The organism is Bacillus sp. LJBV19 (assembly GCF_017797845.1).
Taxonomy (GTDB): Bacteria; Bacillota; Bacilli; order Bacillales; family Bacillaceae; genus Bacillus; species Bacillus velezensis.
In genome coordinates, this window is sequence record NZ_CP072563.1 from 3,784,816 (window position 1) to 3,798,637 (window position 13,822).

General features: G+C 41.6%; 15 protein-coding genes and 2 pseudogenes. 4 read left to right on the plus strand and 13 right to left on the minus strand.

Going from position 1 to position 13,822, the window contains the following annotated elements; translation table 11 throughout:
• Window positions 1-119: 119 nt before the first annotated feature.
• The 6 genes and pseudogenes from J6600_RS18510 to J6600_RS18535 all read right to left on the minus strand — a co-directional run bounded on the left by J6600_RS18510 (window position 120) and on the right by J6600_RS18535 (window position 3,502).
• Window positions 120-1,184, minus strand: a complete 1,065-nt coding sequence (locus tag J6600_RS18510; RefSeq protein WP_014419260.1) for a polysaccharide lyase family 1 protein — start codon at window positions 1,182-1,184, stop codon at window positions 120-122.
• Window positions 1,185-1,325: 141 nt separating this feature from the next.
• Complete coding sequence (locus J6600_RS18515) at window positions 1,326-2,237, minus strand: DMT family transporter (RefSeq protein WP_209387746.1); 912 nt, start codon at window positions 2,235-2,237, stop codon at window positions 1,326-1,328.
• Window positions 2,238-2,384: 147 nt separating this feature from the next.
• Window positions 2,385-2,831: a universal stress protein gene (locus J6600_RS18520; RefSeq protein WP_021494690.1), complete on the minus strand. Its 447-nt coding sequence runs from the start codon at window positions 2,829-2,831 to the stop codon at window positions 2,385-2,387.
• Window positions 2,832-2,912: 81 nt separating this feature from the next.
• Window positions 2,913-3,041, minus strand: a pseudogene (locus tag J6600_RS18525) (family 1 glycosylhydrolase); the annotation flags it as partial.
• Between the two features lie 93 nt (window positions 3,042-3,134).
• The gene (locus tag J6600_RS18530; protein ID WP_024085986.1) at window positions 3,135-3,281 is read right to left on the minus strand and encodes a hypothetical protein; all 147 of its coding nucleotides are present in this window, start codon (window positions 3,279-3,281) and stop codon (window positions 3,135-3,137) included.
• Window positions 3,282-3,322: 41 nt separating this feature from the next.
• Window positions 3,323-3,502 (minus strand): hypothetical protein, encoded by a 180-nt coding sequence (locus J6600_RS18535; RefSeq protein WP_209387747.1) that lies wholly within the window; start codon window positions 3,500-3,502, stop codon window positions 3,323-3,325.
• Window positions 3,503-3,779: 277 nt separating this feature from the next.
• On the opposite strand from J6600_RS18535, the gene J6600_RS18540 reads away from it, so the two are divergent.
• The gene (locus J6600_RS18540) at window positions 3,780-4,235 is read left to right on the plus strand and encodes a MerR family transcriptional regulator (RefSeq protein ID WP_041482386.1); all 456 of its coding nucleotides are present in this window, start codon (window positions 3,780-3,782) and stop codon (window positions 4,233-4,235) included.
• Window positions 4,236-4,434: 199 nt separating this feature from the next.
• Here the strand turns inward: J6600_RS18540 and J6600_RS18545 are convergent, their stop codons facing one another.
• Window positions 4,435-4,611 (minus strand): hypothetical protein, encoded by a 177-nt coding sequence (locus tag J6600_RS18545; protein WP_024085988.1) that lies wholly within the window; start codon window positions 4,609-4,611, stop codon window positions 4,435-4,437.
• Window positions 4,612-4,744: 133 nt separating this feature from the next.
• On the opposite strand from J6600_RS18545, the gene J6600_RS18550 reads away from it, so the two are divergent.
• Entirely contained in the window at window positions 4,745-5,368 is a 624-nt protein-coding gene (locus tag J6600_RS18550) for a hypothetical protein (protein ID WP_032875613.1), read from the plus strand.
• Window positions 5,369-5,412: 44 nt separating this feature from the next.
• Here J6600_RS18550 and J6600_RS18555 read toward each other — a convergent pair.
• The 3 genes and pseudogenes from J6600_RS18555 to J6600_RS18565 all read right to left on the minus strand — a co-directional run.
• Window positions 5,413-6,230 (minus strand): annotated as a pseudogene (locus J6600_RS18555) (protein rep); the annotation flags it as partial.
• A gap of 55 nt (window positions 6,231-6,285) precedes the next feature.
• Window positions 6,286-6,522: a YwqH-like family protein gene (locus J6600_RS19890; RefSeq protein ID WP_209387748.1), complete on the minus strand. Its 237-nt coding sequence runs from the start codon at window positions 6,520-6,522 to the stop codon at window positions 6,286-6,288.
• A 242-nt stretch (window positions 6,523-6,764) separates the two neighbouring features.
• A complete protein-coding gene (locus tag J6600_RS18565; protein ID WP_032875610.1) occupies window positions 6,765-7,175 on the minus strand; it encodes a very short patch repair endonuclease in 411 nt (136 codons plus the stop codon).
• 169 nt (window positions 7,176-7,344) lie between these two features.
• On the opposite strand from J6600_RS18565, the gene J6600_RS18570 reads away from it, so the two are divergent.
• Window positions 7,345-8,451: a DNA cytosine methyltransferase gene (locus J6600_RS18570; RefSeq protein WP_209387749.1), complete on the plus strand. Its 1,107-nt coding sequence runs from the start codon at window positions 7,345-7,347 to the stop codon at window positions 8,449-8,451.
• A gap of 132 nt (window positions 8,452-8,583) precedes the next feature.
• On the opposite strand, the gene J6600_RS18575 is transcribed toward J6600_RS18570, so the two are convergent.
• The 3 genes from J6600_RS18575 to abnB form a co-directional block, all read right to left on the minus strand.
• A complete protein-coding gene (locus J6600_RS18575) occupies window positions 8,584-10,590 on the minus strand; it encodes a Z1 domain-containing protein (RefSeq protein ID WP_209387750.1) in 2,007 nt (668 codons plus the stop codon).
• Window positions 10,591-10,602: 12 nt separating this feature from the next.
• Window positions 10,603-11,526 carry a restriction endonuclease PLD domain-containing protein gene (locus J6600_RS18580; protein ID WP_280878683.1) on the minus strand — a complete coding sequence of 308 codons (924 nt, stop codon included), beginning with the start codon at window positions 11,524-11,526 and terminating at the stop codon, window positions 10,603-10,605.
• A gap of 156 nt (window positions 11,527-11,682) precedes the next feature.
• Entirely contained in the window at window positions 11,683-13,089 is a 1,407-nt protein-coding gene (gene abnB, locus J6600_RS18585; RefSeq protein WP_209387752.1) for an arabinan endo-1,5-alpha-L-arabinosidase AbnB, read from the minus strand.
• 241 nt (window positions 13,090-13,330) lie between these two features.
• Here abnB and hutP point away from each other — a divergent pair, with 241 nt between their 5' ends.
• Complete coding sequence (hutP, locus tag J6600_RS18590) at window positions 13,331-13,777, plus strand: histidine utilization transcription antiterminator HutP (protein WP_004393292.1); 447 nt, start codon at window positions 13,331-13,333, stop codon at window positions 13,775-13,777.
• Window positions 13,778-13,822 lie beyond the last annotated feature (45 nt).

Here is a 13,822-nt window from a genome sequence, read left to right on the forward strand (position 1 = left end):
ATATTATTGAAATTGTTTATCAATATTTTCCTAGGTATTTAAGGTTATTTTAAGGATTATAGGGATTTTGAACCTTTTATTCATATAAAAAAACCGCCGGCTGCCGGCGGTTTTTCGTATTATGGATAGCGGAGATTTGTATTTTGCGCTCCCGCGTAGGATTGGGCGAAGTTTTTGGCGTCCTGGGCTGAAAGGGTGCCGTAGCTGTAATTTGATCTCGGATTCCATCCGGTGCGCGGTGATTTCGGGGCTTTGAGCGACGGGAATGAACCGGTGTCGGTGAATTGGGCCGTCCCGTAGTCGTCTATCATTCCGCCTTTTTCATTTCCGTTGCCGAAATAGTTGGCTTCTGAGAAGACAGTCGCGTTTGTATGAATGGTGAATCCTAAATTGAAATTGGTTACATAGTTGTTTTTCGCGTGAAAATAGCCGTATCTCATCAGGCCCGGTGAACGCACATAGACGTTATTAAAATAGTTGTTGGTGATCGTCATATGCGGATAGCCGATATAATTGCGTCCTTCGTTATCATCATTCGGATAACCGAGAATCAGGCCGTACAGATGGTCTGTGAATTTAGAGTTAGACAGCGTCACAAAATCCGCTTTGGCGCCGACATACAGAAGCTTTCCCAAATCGCTGTGGCTGTTCGGATTGTAGCTGTGTCCTTCAAACCACACGTGGTCAATCCAGTAATTCTGTCCGTTCGCTATGTACATCGGAATGTCGTTGTTGCCTGTAATGGCGGCACTATGGCTGATAATGAGATTTTTGAAAATCACATTGTTTGAGCCGGAGCCGGTGGTCAGATAGATGTTGGTCAGCCTGTGGCTGGTATAAGAGCCGACGATGGTTTTATTGGCGCCGACTGTCACAACGGCTTTACCCGGGGAAGAAATATCACTTGTGATGACGATGGTTTTGCGGTCCGTTCCGCCCGCATTGTTTTTCAGATCATTGAGATTGCTGACGTAGACGACGGGGCCGCCTTGGCCTCCCGATACGGCGGATTTTGCTTTTCCGTTATGGTCCTTCGCATTTCCCGCGAATCCGGTAAGTCCCTGCATCACATCCGGATAAGCCGCTGCCGCTTCTGCCTGCTTTGATACGGAACATACGATGGCCAGACAAAGCGCAAAGCCGAGTGCAGCCAAGAAAGCGAGATGACGCGTCTTGTTTATCATGCCCTTCACTCCTTTAATCTCTTAAATTGTAAACACAAGAAGTATTATACAATTACTATCCTCTTTTTCCATGATCTGTTTGTCTGCTTTTTCGTTATGGCTGAATAGCCCCAAAATAAAAAAAGCAGCCGGTACGGCCGCCTATATACGGGTGCTGTCTGCCTGAGTTTCCGCCGGCACGGCTTTTTGCTTTCGAATCAGGGACAGCGCCATTCCCGTAAAAATCAATACAATCCCCAAAGATTGATAAAGGCCGGGGCGAAATCCCGTAAATACGGTGTCAAGCACAATCGCCACCGCCGGATCAAGAAATACGATGATTGAAATAAACCGGGTGGATAAAAACCGCAAGCTGTCAAAAAAGAGCAAATACACAATTCCCGTATGAATGATGCCGGTCGACACAATCATGATCCAGTTCACATGCGACAAATCAGAAAAAGCGCCGAAACGGACGAACGGAAGAAGAATGATAACGCCCAATCCGGTCTGCAAACAGGTGACGGCGTATGGGCTGAGGCTGTTGATGCCTTTCCCGGCCAGTGTCGTAAAAGCATAAAAAAGGGCGGCCAGCACGGCCCAAATAATACCCGATCCCATCAGCTGAGAAAATGATGTACTTCCGTTGATGCCGGAAATCAGGGCGGTGCCCAGAAAACAAATCACGATGGAAGTGACGGACACAATATGCAGTTTCTCCCGGTATATAAGGCTCCCTAGGAGAAGGACGAGAACCGGAGCCAGATGATAAACGGAAATCGCTATCGTCACTGATGTCTCCTCAAATGATTTAAATAAAAACACCCAGTTTAGCACGAGAAAAAATCCGCAGGCCAGTGTCTGCAGCACCTCACGCCGGTTCCATTGTTCGGTGCGGTACCGTCCGGAACCAAACCAGCAAACGCCCAGAAACAATGAGGCACACAGACATCTCACAAAGACCAGTTCAATTGAAGGCACATTCGTATGTTCCGAGAAAAAGCCGATTGATCCGAAAATGACCATGGAAATGACCATTTTGATGACGGCATTTGATGTTTGTTCAGCTTGCATTGATTTGCTTCCCCCATATCATTGACTGTTTATTCAGACAAATACTAACAGCCATTTTACTTGATTCAGAGGAAGATTTCATCCTATTTTTCGAAAGACGGCGGTCTTTTCTCATTAAAAAAACCCCGCATCAGCAGGGTCTTCCGTTTAATGAACGATCAGTACAGGACAAGGAGACAATTGTGAGACCTTATGGCTCACGCTTCCGAGCATCATTTCTTTAAATCCGCTGATTCCGCGGCTTCCGACGACAATCAGATTGAAATGCTGTTCTTTCGCTATGTTTAAAATTTGATGCGCAGGTTCGCCTTGGACGTACAGGCTTTCCGCGTTTACTCCGCTTTCTGCCGCTTTCTGCTTGGCATCTTCCAGAATGGCCGCTCCTTTTTGCTCGACTTCATGTTTGATGTCTTCAATGAAGTTTTCCGGAACATAGACAATCCCTGTTAAGGCTGATGTGGAGACAACGGCTTCACGTCCCGCATAGAGAATGGTGAGTTCAGCCTGCTGTTCTTTCGCCAGATGGATCGCTGCGTCCAAAGCTTTGCCGCTCATGTCTGAACCGTCTACTGCTGCAAGAATTTTTTTAAACATATGAATCCCGCCTTTCTGCTTTTATTGTCCTCCTCTCTTTGCTGAATGTCAATTTTGCCGGCTTTCTCCGGAACATTGCGCTTACAGACTTTCTCCGTTTGTGGCGATGACGTCTTTATACCAATAAAAACTTTTCTTTTTCTTCCTTTCAAACGTGCCTTTTCCGTCATTGCCGCGGTCGACATAGATATAGCCGTAGCGTTTTTTCATTCTAAAAGGGTTCGGGTGGCGCTGAGTGAGTCAACTCCTTAATCCTCCCTACGGTCCGGTTACCGTTGACTCCCGCCCTATTCGCTTGCTTCCCTAAAATCCTTTAATAACGCAATTCAAAAAAATAATTAACACAACAATCGCAGTAACAACCACTGCTTCTACAGTGTAGGTCACTTTTTTCCTTCGCATTTGCTCTTTATATTTTCTTTGGATTTCCCTCTTCTTATCAACATTCATTTTTTCGGCTCCTTCCCAACCCCTCGAAAACTTCACATCCCTTATTTTGAACTACCGGAATAAGACAGCTCTAGCGCTTTTCGTATGTATTCTTCTTCTGTGATTTCTCCATGAAACCGCCTTTCTAAGAGCTTTTCCTCTTCTTCTGTCAGCACTAAACCCTCAAAGCCAAGGGTTGCTCTTACATATTTCATCCCTGTTTCAAAATCAATCTTTTGCATTACTACCCCCTCCTCTTTATCAAAAGCCCCTGCGGATCATTTCCGCCAGTACGTCCCAATTTATTTGGTGCGTATAACTGGGCACTCCGTGACCGCTCCTAAATTCCAAAACAAACTCAAACACAAAAGAACCCAGTCAGTCTCCTGTCATGGCTGGGTTTTTCTCTTGTTTAGGTATGCAGCGCTCCTTTTGAAATGCACCCTTTTCAATAAAGGGTGCAACACTTAAAGGTGTCTGGCCTCGCCATAGCGAACCTTTTTTACGAGGTGATACGTGATGGACATGGGAGTCAAATTATCGTCAAAGGACGTTGCAAAACACCTCGGTATAGAGCCAGTGACTGTCCGCAAATATGCCAGTATGCTTGAAGAACAAGGCTACTCCTTCAATAAAGATTCAAAAGGATGGCGACTCTATACCGAGGATGACGTAAAGACTTTAGAGTATCTATGTACAATGACTAAGATCAATGGACACTCACTCGACGAAACAGTAAAGCATATAGCAAGCCTATATCGTTCAAAACTGACCATATCGGATACCGCTACATCGCTACAGGACAATCCTTTGGTGGAATTCATGAAGCGACAGGAAGAATTCAACCAAAGAATGGCGGAACGGATGGAACAATTCGAAAAAAGACAGCATGAAAGACACGAGACACTCACTGCGGCATTACGGAAGTCGCTAGAGACACAAAGAATGATCGCAGCCACTAAACAAAAAAAGTAGTGGCAATTTTGGAAATAGAACACACGGAAAATGGCGCACTTATACACACAACCCTGTGTACATGCTAAATCTCTCGATTTCCGTCAGGCGTGTTACAAAAAAGGAGACTTTCACCGAGTCCACTTTTTTATTTTTTCACTCATGCATAACAATTTTCTCTCTTTTGCACCGCAATAAAAAAACAGGCCTGAAGGCCTGCTTAATCTATTTTAGCTTTTTTCCATGTACTCCTAACAATTCCCATGATCACTATGTATACAATCGCAATACCAACAGTTACACCCTCAATTTTTGTAAAAAAGCTATTCAAAATTATTAATAAAAACGCTAGTACTGACGCAAACCAGTGTATAGATTCATATTTTTTGTCACTCATTGCTGATCCCCTCACTCTTTCTGTTAAACACTTTATATACCTAAATCCATCATGACACAATTTCCGCTATGGAATCAAGCGGTAAAATGGTTTATAATTTACAAGGTATTTTCAAGTAAAAAAGGGGGATAATATGAAATTTGTTCTAAAGTACAGAAGTAAAATTATTTTGGCAGTTGTTTCAGTGTTTTTATTTTCAATCCTTGGAACGACAGCCGCTGAAGCCGCTGAATCACCGAATAATCAATCATTAGTTCGAGACACTAATCTCGAAAAAGAATTTTCAAGTTTGCTTTCTAGTCAAAAAGCATTATACGCAATTGAAAACATACCTGACTCAGTGGTCAACCAAGGTTCTGATGCAATTTTAGATTGGTTCAGAAATAACATCGATGATCAATCGCTAATCAATGATATGAACGCCGCTGCAACTGAGCTTCATCAATCGGACAAACCATTCAAGACTCAAGGTGTCCTAGGTTGTATAAGTGCTGTTGGTACCGCACTTGCCAGCCTAGCTTTCGCTCCTGCAAAATTGTTAAAGATCAAAAAGGCAATAAAAGCCTTGGGTGGAGTAAAGACATTCGTCACTAAAACATATCAGTACTACAATTATTACAAGAAAAAATACCGCAGTAAAAAAACCGCTTGGAACAAAGCAGTCTCCAAAGCAGCTTCAAAAGCCAGCCCTGAAATAAAAGAGGCGATAATGGACTTCTTTGGCATTACGGCCATCGTTTCTGCTTGTATTGAATAACGGTTCCACAAAGTAAGAGAGCAAGCCACATGGCCTGCTCCCTTTCACTTGATTATGTAATTTTTGATGCCGGGATACCAATAAGCCATGACCTCAAAAGCGCTGTTTGCCACCTCATCGTCTTCCTCATCAATCTTAACCAGATCGCCGTCTTCCGCATCTTCAAGGTTCAGATCTCAGATCTTTATGTATCTCCTATCTCCTTCAAAATGCCGCCGTACCCGATCAGCCTTCGCGCAGAAAGCGCATCATCCAAGTAAAACACAGTATTTAAGTTATCATCCGTCACCTTGCTGCCACGCACCACATCCGTGTCCTTAACAGGATATTTAGAAATTTCGAGAACTGCTTTTTGCTCCATCATGGCTTCCCGCACATCGCTCTCAATTTGCTCAGCATCAATTTTAGCTCTTCCCTTGACTCTTCGAATGTCAACAATCGGCGTATAGTCCAGTTTCATCGCCCTTTTCCAAAGACTTGTCCATTCTGCCTGCTTGATATAATTTTTGCCAAAATAACTTCTCTTCACAGGCAATAACACATGAAAATGCGGATGATATGTATCTTCTTCATGATTTTTAGTAATCTCTAAAGCTCTAAAATAGCCAAGTACCGCTGTATCGACCCTTTTGTATTTCATGAGACGATTAAACCCTTTCATCATGTCAGAAATCTTAGACTTCAGCTCTTCTCCTGCTACATTTCTGACAGTCAGCGTGAGAAAAATCCACCCGCAACCGTACTGCCGGTTAGCTTCTTCTACAATTAATTTATTATGATAAGCAATTTTTAACGACCGGCGCCACGCACACATAGGGCATAACCTCACTTTGCAAAAATGGGCTTGATACAGCTTCAGTTTGTCCCCTGCTTTACCATATGGAAATCCATCTTGATCTCCTGTCCCATATCGCACCTCATCTCTTCTCTTTTTGTTTTCGGATCTCATTCTCAATTGATCGTATTCTGTGCTGAAGTGTATGCACGTCACCCTCTAATATAGAAATCTTTTCATTAATGCGTTCAATTATCCCGTTCACCTGGTCCTTTTTGATATCAGCCCAGGCATGTGCCATATCTTCGCGACACTCTTCAAAGGCCTTTGCATGGCTCCCTTTCCACGTATGCGGGGATAAATGAGGCTGACTGATCAAATGGTTGATATCTGCAAATTTGTTATTTCATGTCTGACTTGTTTCAAGGCATTGAATGTGCTCTTGTTTTATATCAAAGTCGGCTCTTGCCGAATATAATGCGTTCATCGCTGCTAGTATAAGTAAACACCTCGCTTGTAAATTTTGGGCATTATAGACTATTTTCATGTTACACTATGGGTTTATTTGGATGAATAGGAAAAAGGAATTATTTATCACCGGAAAAATTTATAATCAGTTATTTACATATTCGTTTTTATAAAAGTTTCTATCTCATCTATTGTTCTTTCAAAATTCTCTTTAAAAGCATGTTCCCAAACCCTTAATATATGCCAGCCATGTTTTATATAGTAGGAAGTAACCTTTTGATCTCTTTCCTTATTCCGCTTCAGTTTTTTCTCCCAATACACTTTGTTGCTTTTTGGCTGATTTCCGTGAGAGCTGCATCCGTGCCAAAAGCAAGAATCAACAAAGATAACAATTTTGTATTTTTTAATAGCTATATCTGGCTTACCAAAAAGAGATGAAACATTTCTTCTGAATCGCAGCCCCCTGTTCCATAAGGCTGCGGATACTTTATCTTCTAATTTTGATTTTGCTTTAATCGCCTGCATATTCTTTCTTCTTTGTTCTTTTGTATGAGTGTCAGCCATACGATTCCCCTCCCGATTTGTAAAAGTTTTCCCTCAATGAAAACATTTAAATCTTCTATTAAAACAAAAGTTTTCTCCTTTTAAATTCGCGAAACAAACGTTCTCTTTTTAGCGTTAAGATGTGTTATAGTTTATAATGTGTATGAGATCAACAAATGGAGGTTTTTATATGATCTTCCGAAAAGGAGAATTGTTCAGCGGACCAGGAGGACTGTCTTTAGGAATTACAAGTGCCCGTGTCGTTGACAGTTCCGGTAATGAATACAGCATAAAACATGAGTGGTCTAATGATTATGACGAATCTGCATGTAAAACATACAGAAGAAATATCTGCAAAAATATTGATGACCCGTCAGTAATTGAGGGTCCTGTACAAGAATTGGATATAGAAAGCCTCTCTCCTATAGATGCATTAGCCTTTGGATTCCCTTGCAATGATTACAGTATAGTTGGAGAACATAAAGGAATGAGCGGAGATTACGGCCCTCTTTACTCATATGGTGTAAAGGTGCTCAATTATCATAATCCGAAATTTTTTATTGCTGAAAATGTGGGCGGTCTGCAAAGTGCAAATGAAGGTAAAGCTTTTATTCAGATATTGAGAGAACTGGGAGAAGCGGGGATGGGTTATACAATCACTCCTCACTTATATAAATTTGAGGAATACGGCGTACCGCAAAAAAGACACCGTATTATTATAGTAGGTATCAGAAAAGACCAGAATTTAGAATTCAAAATTCCCGCTCCTACTACTCCTAATCAGTATGTTACTGCATACGACGCACTCAATAATCCGCCTATTCTTGATTTTACTGAAAATCACGAGCCTACGAAACATAATCAAAAAACTATTGAGATGCTGAATTATATTCCTCCCGGAAAGAACGCTTGGTATGAGGGCATCCCGGAAGAATTACGACTTAAAGTGAAAGGTGCCCGAATGAGTCAGATTTATAAACGTCTTCATCCGGATGAACCATCTTATACGGTGACTGGAAGCGGGGGCGGCGGCACTCACGTATACCATTGGGAAGAGCCCCGCGCCTTAACCAATAGAGAACGGGCACGCCTGCAAACCTTTCCTGATCATTTTGTATTTGAAGGAAAGAAAGAAAAGGTAAGACAGCAAATCGGCATGGCTGTCCCTCCAAAAGCTGCTCAAATTATTGCAGAAGCGATACTAAAAACGTTTGCTGGAATTGAATATGACTCTATTGAGCCAAAATGGACTTTTAAAGAGTTAGTTAAAGAGGAAAAAGTTCCATTTCTCATCTAAAATACAATCGTTACTTGCAAATGACAACATTTGCAAGTTTTTCATTTGTTTAAAAATAAAAAAAATGGGACTGACCCCCTTTTTTAATCAATGTTCGATCGTTAAGATCAGTCCCGTCCTTTTATAGCATTTTTAATCGTTCGGTATGTCATTAGTTGAAAACATAAAATAGGTATTTCCATCTGGGAACCTTAAATTAGGCACCCATAAAGGTTTGTCATCAGACCACCCTTTATTCGCAGATCCAGTGTACTTATACATAATTAAAGTCGGACCATGCGGATTGAATAATAAATTATCATCAGATGACAGCATTGTTCTGGCATTCTTTTTTATGTCTCTGTTTCTGCGTACGGCAATATAGCCACGGTTATTATACATCTCTTTCATATTTTTCAAACAAGCTAAAATTGCTTCATCATCCCAGCTGCCGCCCTCAATATTCTTAGACTTAGTTAGATTGACGATTTCTATCAATCTTTGAATCGTTATCATTTCCAGCCCTTGCTCATCTTTATAATCTTCTAATAACTGATCTAGCAAACCCACATTACTTACCAATGGATTTCTAGGAAAATAGCGTTTTCCTGACATATAAAATAATACAGAATCCAGATAGATAACATTTGATCTTGTCGGCCTGAGCAAAGAGTGTTTTGTCCTTGATAGAACTAATGCTTGAAGGTCACTAGAATCAGCCTTATTAATTACTGTTCTTAATCTTTTTTCAGAAAGATAGGCTTCTGTAAAAATCTCAGCTATTGAGTACGATGTGAAAAATCTTAGCACACCTAAATCTCGTTCTCTATAACCATACATTCTGGCATGTTGAAGAATTGTATCAACTTTTGGCGCTTGACTGGAACGTCCATAATAAGTAACTAATAGCCTTTTAACTGTTACTCCCCTGCCTAATTTATTTCCTCCTATTAGAATATTAAATGGGGAACTGTATCTGGGTTTTTTAAAATGACTCCCCGAAATAATTAATTGTGACTGCGTGCTGGTTATATTATCAGCTAGCTCCGCTATAACTAATTCAAATGAAGGCGTCCTGCTGTTAGTTTGCACCAAATCTTGATAAGCTTCATTTAAATAAGTATATACAATATTTTTTTCTGTTTCATGGTTCTCTTCGTGCAAAGCCTTAGATAGACTTGTAATAAAACCATTAACCATCGTCTCTAACCTTCGATGGTCGTCCTGTTTATGACTGACGTGACAAAGAAATGTATAATTTGTCCCTTCTCCATTGCAAATTTTAATTGAAGCTCCAATAAAAAAAGTGCATAGAGCTTGTCTTAAACCGGTAGGGATAGCGAGCCCCTTTGTATGGGGAGCAATATCTGATTCTTCGTTCATTATGTCATCAATCTCTGAGTCTGCAAATGTCTTGAGAGCACCAGCACCTTCTTCAAAGAACGCTTCTCCCCCTATATAACCTGCGCCGGGACTGAATTTCACAATAAAATCCGGTCGGAATTCTTTGTTTGCGCCTTGTAATAACAGTGCTTGAGGCGTAGCGGTTACTTGAACATAGACATGATTGTTAAAAAAATCTCTAAGGTTAACAATAGCAGCACTTACTTCACTTAATTTATCCTGCACTTCAGTATTGGCAAACGTATTTAAGCTCGCTTGATCTGCTTCATCATCAAATATAACTGATCTTGTATTCCGGGGTATGTGCTCTTTAATAAACTCCTGCATTTTAGGTAATATTTTTTTATTCTTAGTGGTAACTAAAACAACTCCTCCGTTATGGTTTAACGCTGTTTGAATTCTAGAGGTCATTGATTCAATTCCCCATGAATCCTTTCCAAGAGTAAGTAACCCGGGGAGCGCTTCTTGAACACGCTCTAAGGTCTGGTCATACAACCACAGGTTGTCAGATGTCAGTATGATAAATAAACGATGGCCATTATCCGAGGCTTGAGCAATTGTCATCAACATATTATTTGTTTTACCGCTTTGTACTTGTCCAAACAGTAAACCTTGACGGGTTTCATTATTAGGAAACCCTATCTTTTCATTCATATCTTCAGCTGTTTTTTTTATCTTATTGATTTCCTCTTCTGCTAATTCTCTCTTTAGGACTCTGCTGAACTTCTCAACCTTACTTATTCCAGATCGAATCATTATATTTCTCCCTTAGCTAAAATCCATAAAATAAGTTTCATTATTTATTTTATATATGGTGACATGATGTCTCCCATACCTATCTAAATCTTCAACCCTAACAAAACTGCCTAATGGTACGTTGAGTCTTTTTCTGAAGTATTTTCCCAGTATGCTATTATCCTCTGGTGTCTCAAGAGCTTTATTGTTTTCTTGCGCTACTACACATGTAAAACTCTCTCCATCATCTGTTATCAAATTGAATTGCATTTTCTTATCTGGAAAAAAGTCAGTTGTATAAACTTCTTTAGGAATAGGGATATAGGCTTGGTTCGACTCTCTATCCGGACGCTGTCCCCAATTCAACCCTGATTTTTGATGAATCTTCCTTCTATCACTTTTAATAGTTAACGGAAAATCAAAATGTTTATATTCTTTTTCTTTTACTATTTTCCCTAACCCAGACCCTTCTTTTTCTGAGCTTTTTAAATCAGACTGATATGTAAATGTAATATACTCTTCAATATTAGGATGCTTAAAATCTATATACTCTCCAATATCTTCAAAAATATTGCCTATTTCTATGGGATCAGCCTCTGCCATTATTTCGCTATAATTAACATAGCCATTTCTAGTAAAGTTTGCAGATCCAACAAAAGCTAGTTCTGATGCAAATAATCCCTCCTGCTCCCAATAAATAATTTTAGAGTGGACAGGTCTCTCTCCATAAAAATAATTTACACTTAATCTATTAGTTTCACTCGCCATTTTTAAGTATTCTTTGTGATCCCATACTGTTATTGGCTGATATTTAGTCATACCGATGTACATTTCAATTTCAATTTCATTAAGTGCATATAGTACATGATGTAAAAAAGCAGGGGAAGCATAAGCAGTAATCACTTTTAACTTTCTTCTTCCTTTGTTATATGGATTTAGTATAATATTATTAAACAAACGATCTTTGTATACAAGAATAGAACTTCCCTCCTATTTTAAAAACATTATTCAAGGACTAAAGTTTAAGAATTAGATTTGCGTTAATTGCATATACATACTTATTATATCTCTTTTGGATAAAACTAGTCTAGTACTTACAAATGCATTGCAAAGTCACTTCACTCCCCAAACAGCCTCCCCATCACCGCTCAGCACACTAAACGTCACAACTTCTTTCTCTCTCGCTGAGTCCCATTCTTTCAGGAAGACGCCGTCATAATTTGTGCCGTTCAGGTTGATTCGGGCTTTGCTGCTGTCCGTTATTGTCCAGGTTCCGGTCATTTCCCCGGAAATGGTGCCGTCGTTGTTAAGCCGGATGTTTTTTGGGGTTTTGATCGTAGCTGTGATGTCTTTTCCGTGCTGGATGAGTTTGTAGGTTCCGGATGCGGAGACCGCCGATATGTGTGAATCCGGTTCTCCCGCATAGCGGTATGGCGCTGCAACGGGCCATCCGTCTTTGTTCATGTACAGCCGATGCACTCTGACTTCATGCTCTTCTCCTCTGTTCGGGAAACGGGTGTGGAAAATGAGGTATGATCGTTTCGTTTTCCCGTCGTAAAACACGGAGTTGTGTCCCGGCGATACGTAGCCCGTGCCTTTTTCAGATTGTGAGGCGAAGCTATAGCCGCCCATGAGTTTAACCCCGTACGGTTCAATTGCTTTGTCGTCGAAGAAACTGCCGTCTTTTCCTTTAGCATCAAGCATGTTATGACCTGCGGCGTCATAGTACGGACCGTCCGGATTTTTAGAGCGCGCCACACGCATATTGTAACCGCCGGCTGTGTCAAGTCCGCCGAATGACAGATACAGATAGTAATATTTCGTTTCCGGATTGTAGCTGATGTACGGGCCTTCGATTCTGCTGTGATTTCCGCCGAGCAGTTTTTTTCCGTAGCCTTGGTTAGGGAGCGGGAAACCGGTTTTCGGATTCATTTCCAGTATGAAAATTCCGCCGGAGTAAGAGCCGTACACCATCCAGAGCTTGCCTTTATGGTCAAAAAACGTTTGCGGATCTACGACGTTCGGGTGAACGTTTGCATGATACGTCGTGCCGTCTTCGCTTTTTCCTTCCATGCCTGATTTCAAAAAGATGCCTTTGTTTTTGTAGGGTCCTTCGATTTTGTCACTCACGGCGACACCGAGAGCGGATCGCGGCGAGTCTCCTTTACAGGCGTTATAGTACATGTAATATTTCCCGTCAGCCAGCTGGGCGACGTCCGGCGCCCACAGCGTATCAGACTGGGCCCAGTCGAATGTCTCTTTTAATTCGGTGTAGACATTCGGGATCAGGGGATTATTGGGATTGACGCTTGAAGATATCTGCTGCCACTGCATCAGGTTTTTCGACTTGGCGGAAGCCAAATGCGAGCCGAATACATAATATGTATCTCCTGTTTTGATGACGGACGGATCATGCACGCTGACCTCTGAAAAAACCGAATGCTGGGCTTTTGCCTGCGGCAGAGTGAACCCGATGACCGCTGCTGAGACCAGGCACACACGAAAGAAACTGGTTTTCATTTTCTGAAATCGCCTCGCTCTCTTCTTTTCTTAAAACGCTTTCAAGACAACGCTCCATTTTATGATGCGGCTGGCGGAAATATGTGATCAACAGCGCCGGCTTCACGATGTACCGCTTTACTTCGATAGCAATCTGATTTGTGAAAGACTGGAAAAAAAGTTTTGACTTCTGATTCGCAAACACTTAATATAAAAAACAGTTACTAGTTATCAGAATATTTAAGAATTGAGTGAAGCATATATGACCTTACACAAAGACCGCCGCATCGGGCGACTGTCCGTCCTTCTTCTGCTTCATGAGACTGAAGAAAACCAGCAGATCAGCCGGCTGGAACGGGACGGCTGGAAAGTCTGTCTCGGCAGGGTGGGTTCAATGGATGCGCATAAGGTGGTAGCTGCAATTGAAACCGCTTCCAAAAAGAGCGGCGTCATTCAATCTGAGGGTTATCGCGAATCACATGCGCTGTATCATGCCACAATGGAAGCTTTGCACGGAGTGACGCGGGGCGAAATGCTGCTTGGCTCGCTGCTTCGTACCGTGGGCCTGAAGTTTGCCGTCTTGCGGGGAAATCCGTATGAAAGCGAGGCGGAAGGCGATTGGATCGCCGTTTCACTTTACGGCACGATCGGAGCTCCGATTAAGGGGCTTGAGCACGAAACATTCGGAGTCGGAATTAATCACATATGAATCAGCCCATAGATTTCAGATGATAGGGGGCTATGCGTGAAACAT

Excerpts from the sequence above, each read along its gene's own strand:
- J6600_RS18510 (WP_014419260.1), bottom strand. The coding sequence starts at position 1,184 with ATGATAAACAAGACGCGTCATCTCGCTTTCTTGGCTGCACTCGGCTTT.
- J6600_RS18515 (WP_209387746.1), bottom strand. The coding sequence starts at position 2,237 with ATGCAAGCTGAACAAACATCAAATGCCGTCATCAAAATGGTCATTTCC.
- J6600_RS18520 (WP_021494690.1), bottom strand. The coding sequence starts at position 2,831 with ATGTTTAAAAAAATTCTTGCAGCAGTAGACGGTTCAGACATGAGCGGC.
- J6600_RS18530 (WP_024085986.1), bottom strand. The coding sequence starts at position 3,281 with ATGAATGTTGATAAGAAGAGGGAAATCCAAAGAAAATATAAAGAGCAA.
- J6600_RS18535 (WP_209387747.1), bottom strand. The coding sequence starts at position 3,502 with ATGCAAAAGATTGATTTTGAAACAGGGATGAAATATGTAAGAGCAACC.
- J6600_RS18540 (WP_041482386.1), top strand. The coding sequence starts at position 3,780 with ATGGACATGGGAGTCAAATTATCGTCAAAGGACGTTGCAAAACACCTC.
- J6600_RS18545 (WP_024085988.1), bottom strand. The coding sequence starts at position 4,611 with ATGAGTGACAAAAAATATGAATCTATACACTGGTTTGCGTCAGTACTA.
- J6600_RS18550 (WP_032875613.1), top strand. The coding sequence starts at position 4,745 with ATGAAATTTGTTCTAAAGTACAGAAGTAAAATTATTTTGGCAGTTGTT.
- J6600_RS18565 (WP_032875610.1), bottom strand. The coding sequence starts at position 7,175 with ATGGCTGACACTCATACAAAAGAACAAAGAAGAAAGAATATGCAGGCG.
- J6600_RS18570 (WP_209387749.1), top strand. The coding sequence starts at position 7,345 with ATGATCTTCCGAAAAGGAGAATTGTTCAGCGGACCAGGAGGACTGTCT.
- J6600_RS18575 (WP_209387750.1), bottom strand. The coding sequence starts at position 10,590 with ATGATTCGATCTGGAATAAGTAAGGTTGAGAAGTTCAGCAGAGTCCTA.
- abnB (WP_209387752.1), bottom strand. The coding sequence starts at position 13,089 with ATGAAAACCAGTTTCTTTCGTGTGTGCCTGGTCTCAGCAGCGGTCATC.
- hutP (WP_004393292.1), top strand. The coding sequence starts at position 13,331 with ATGACCTTACACAAAGACCGCCGCATCGGGCGACTGTCCGTCCTTCTT.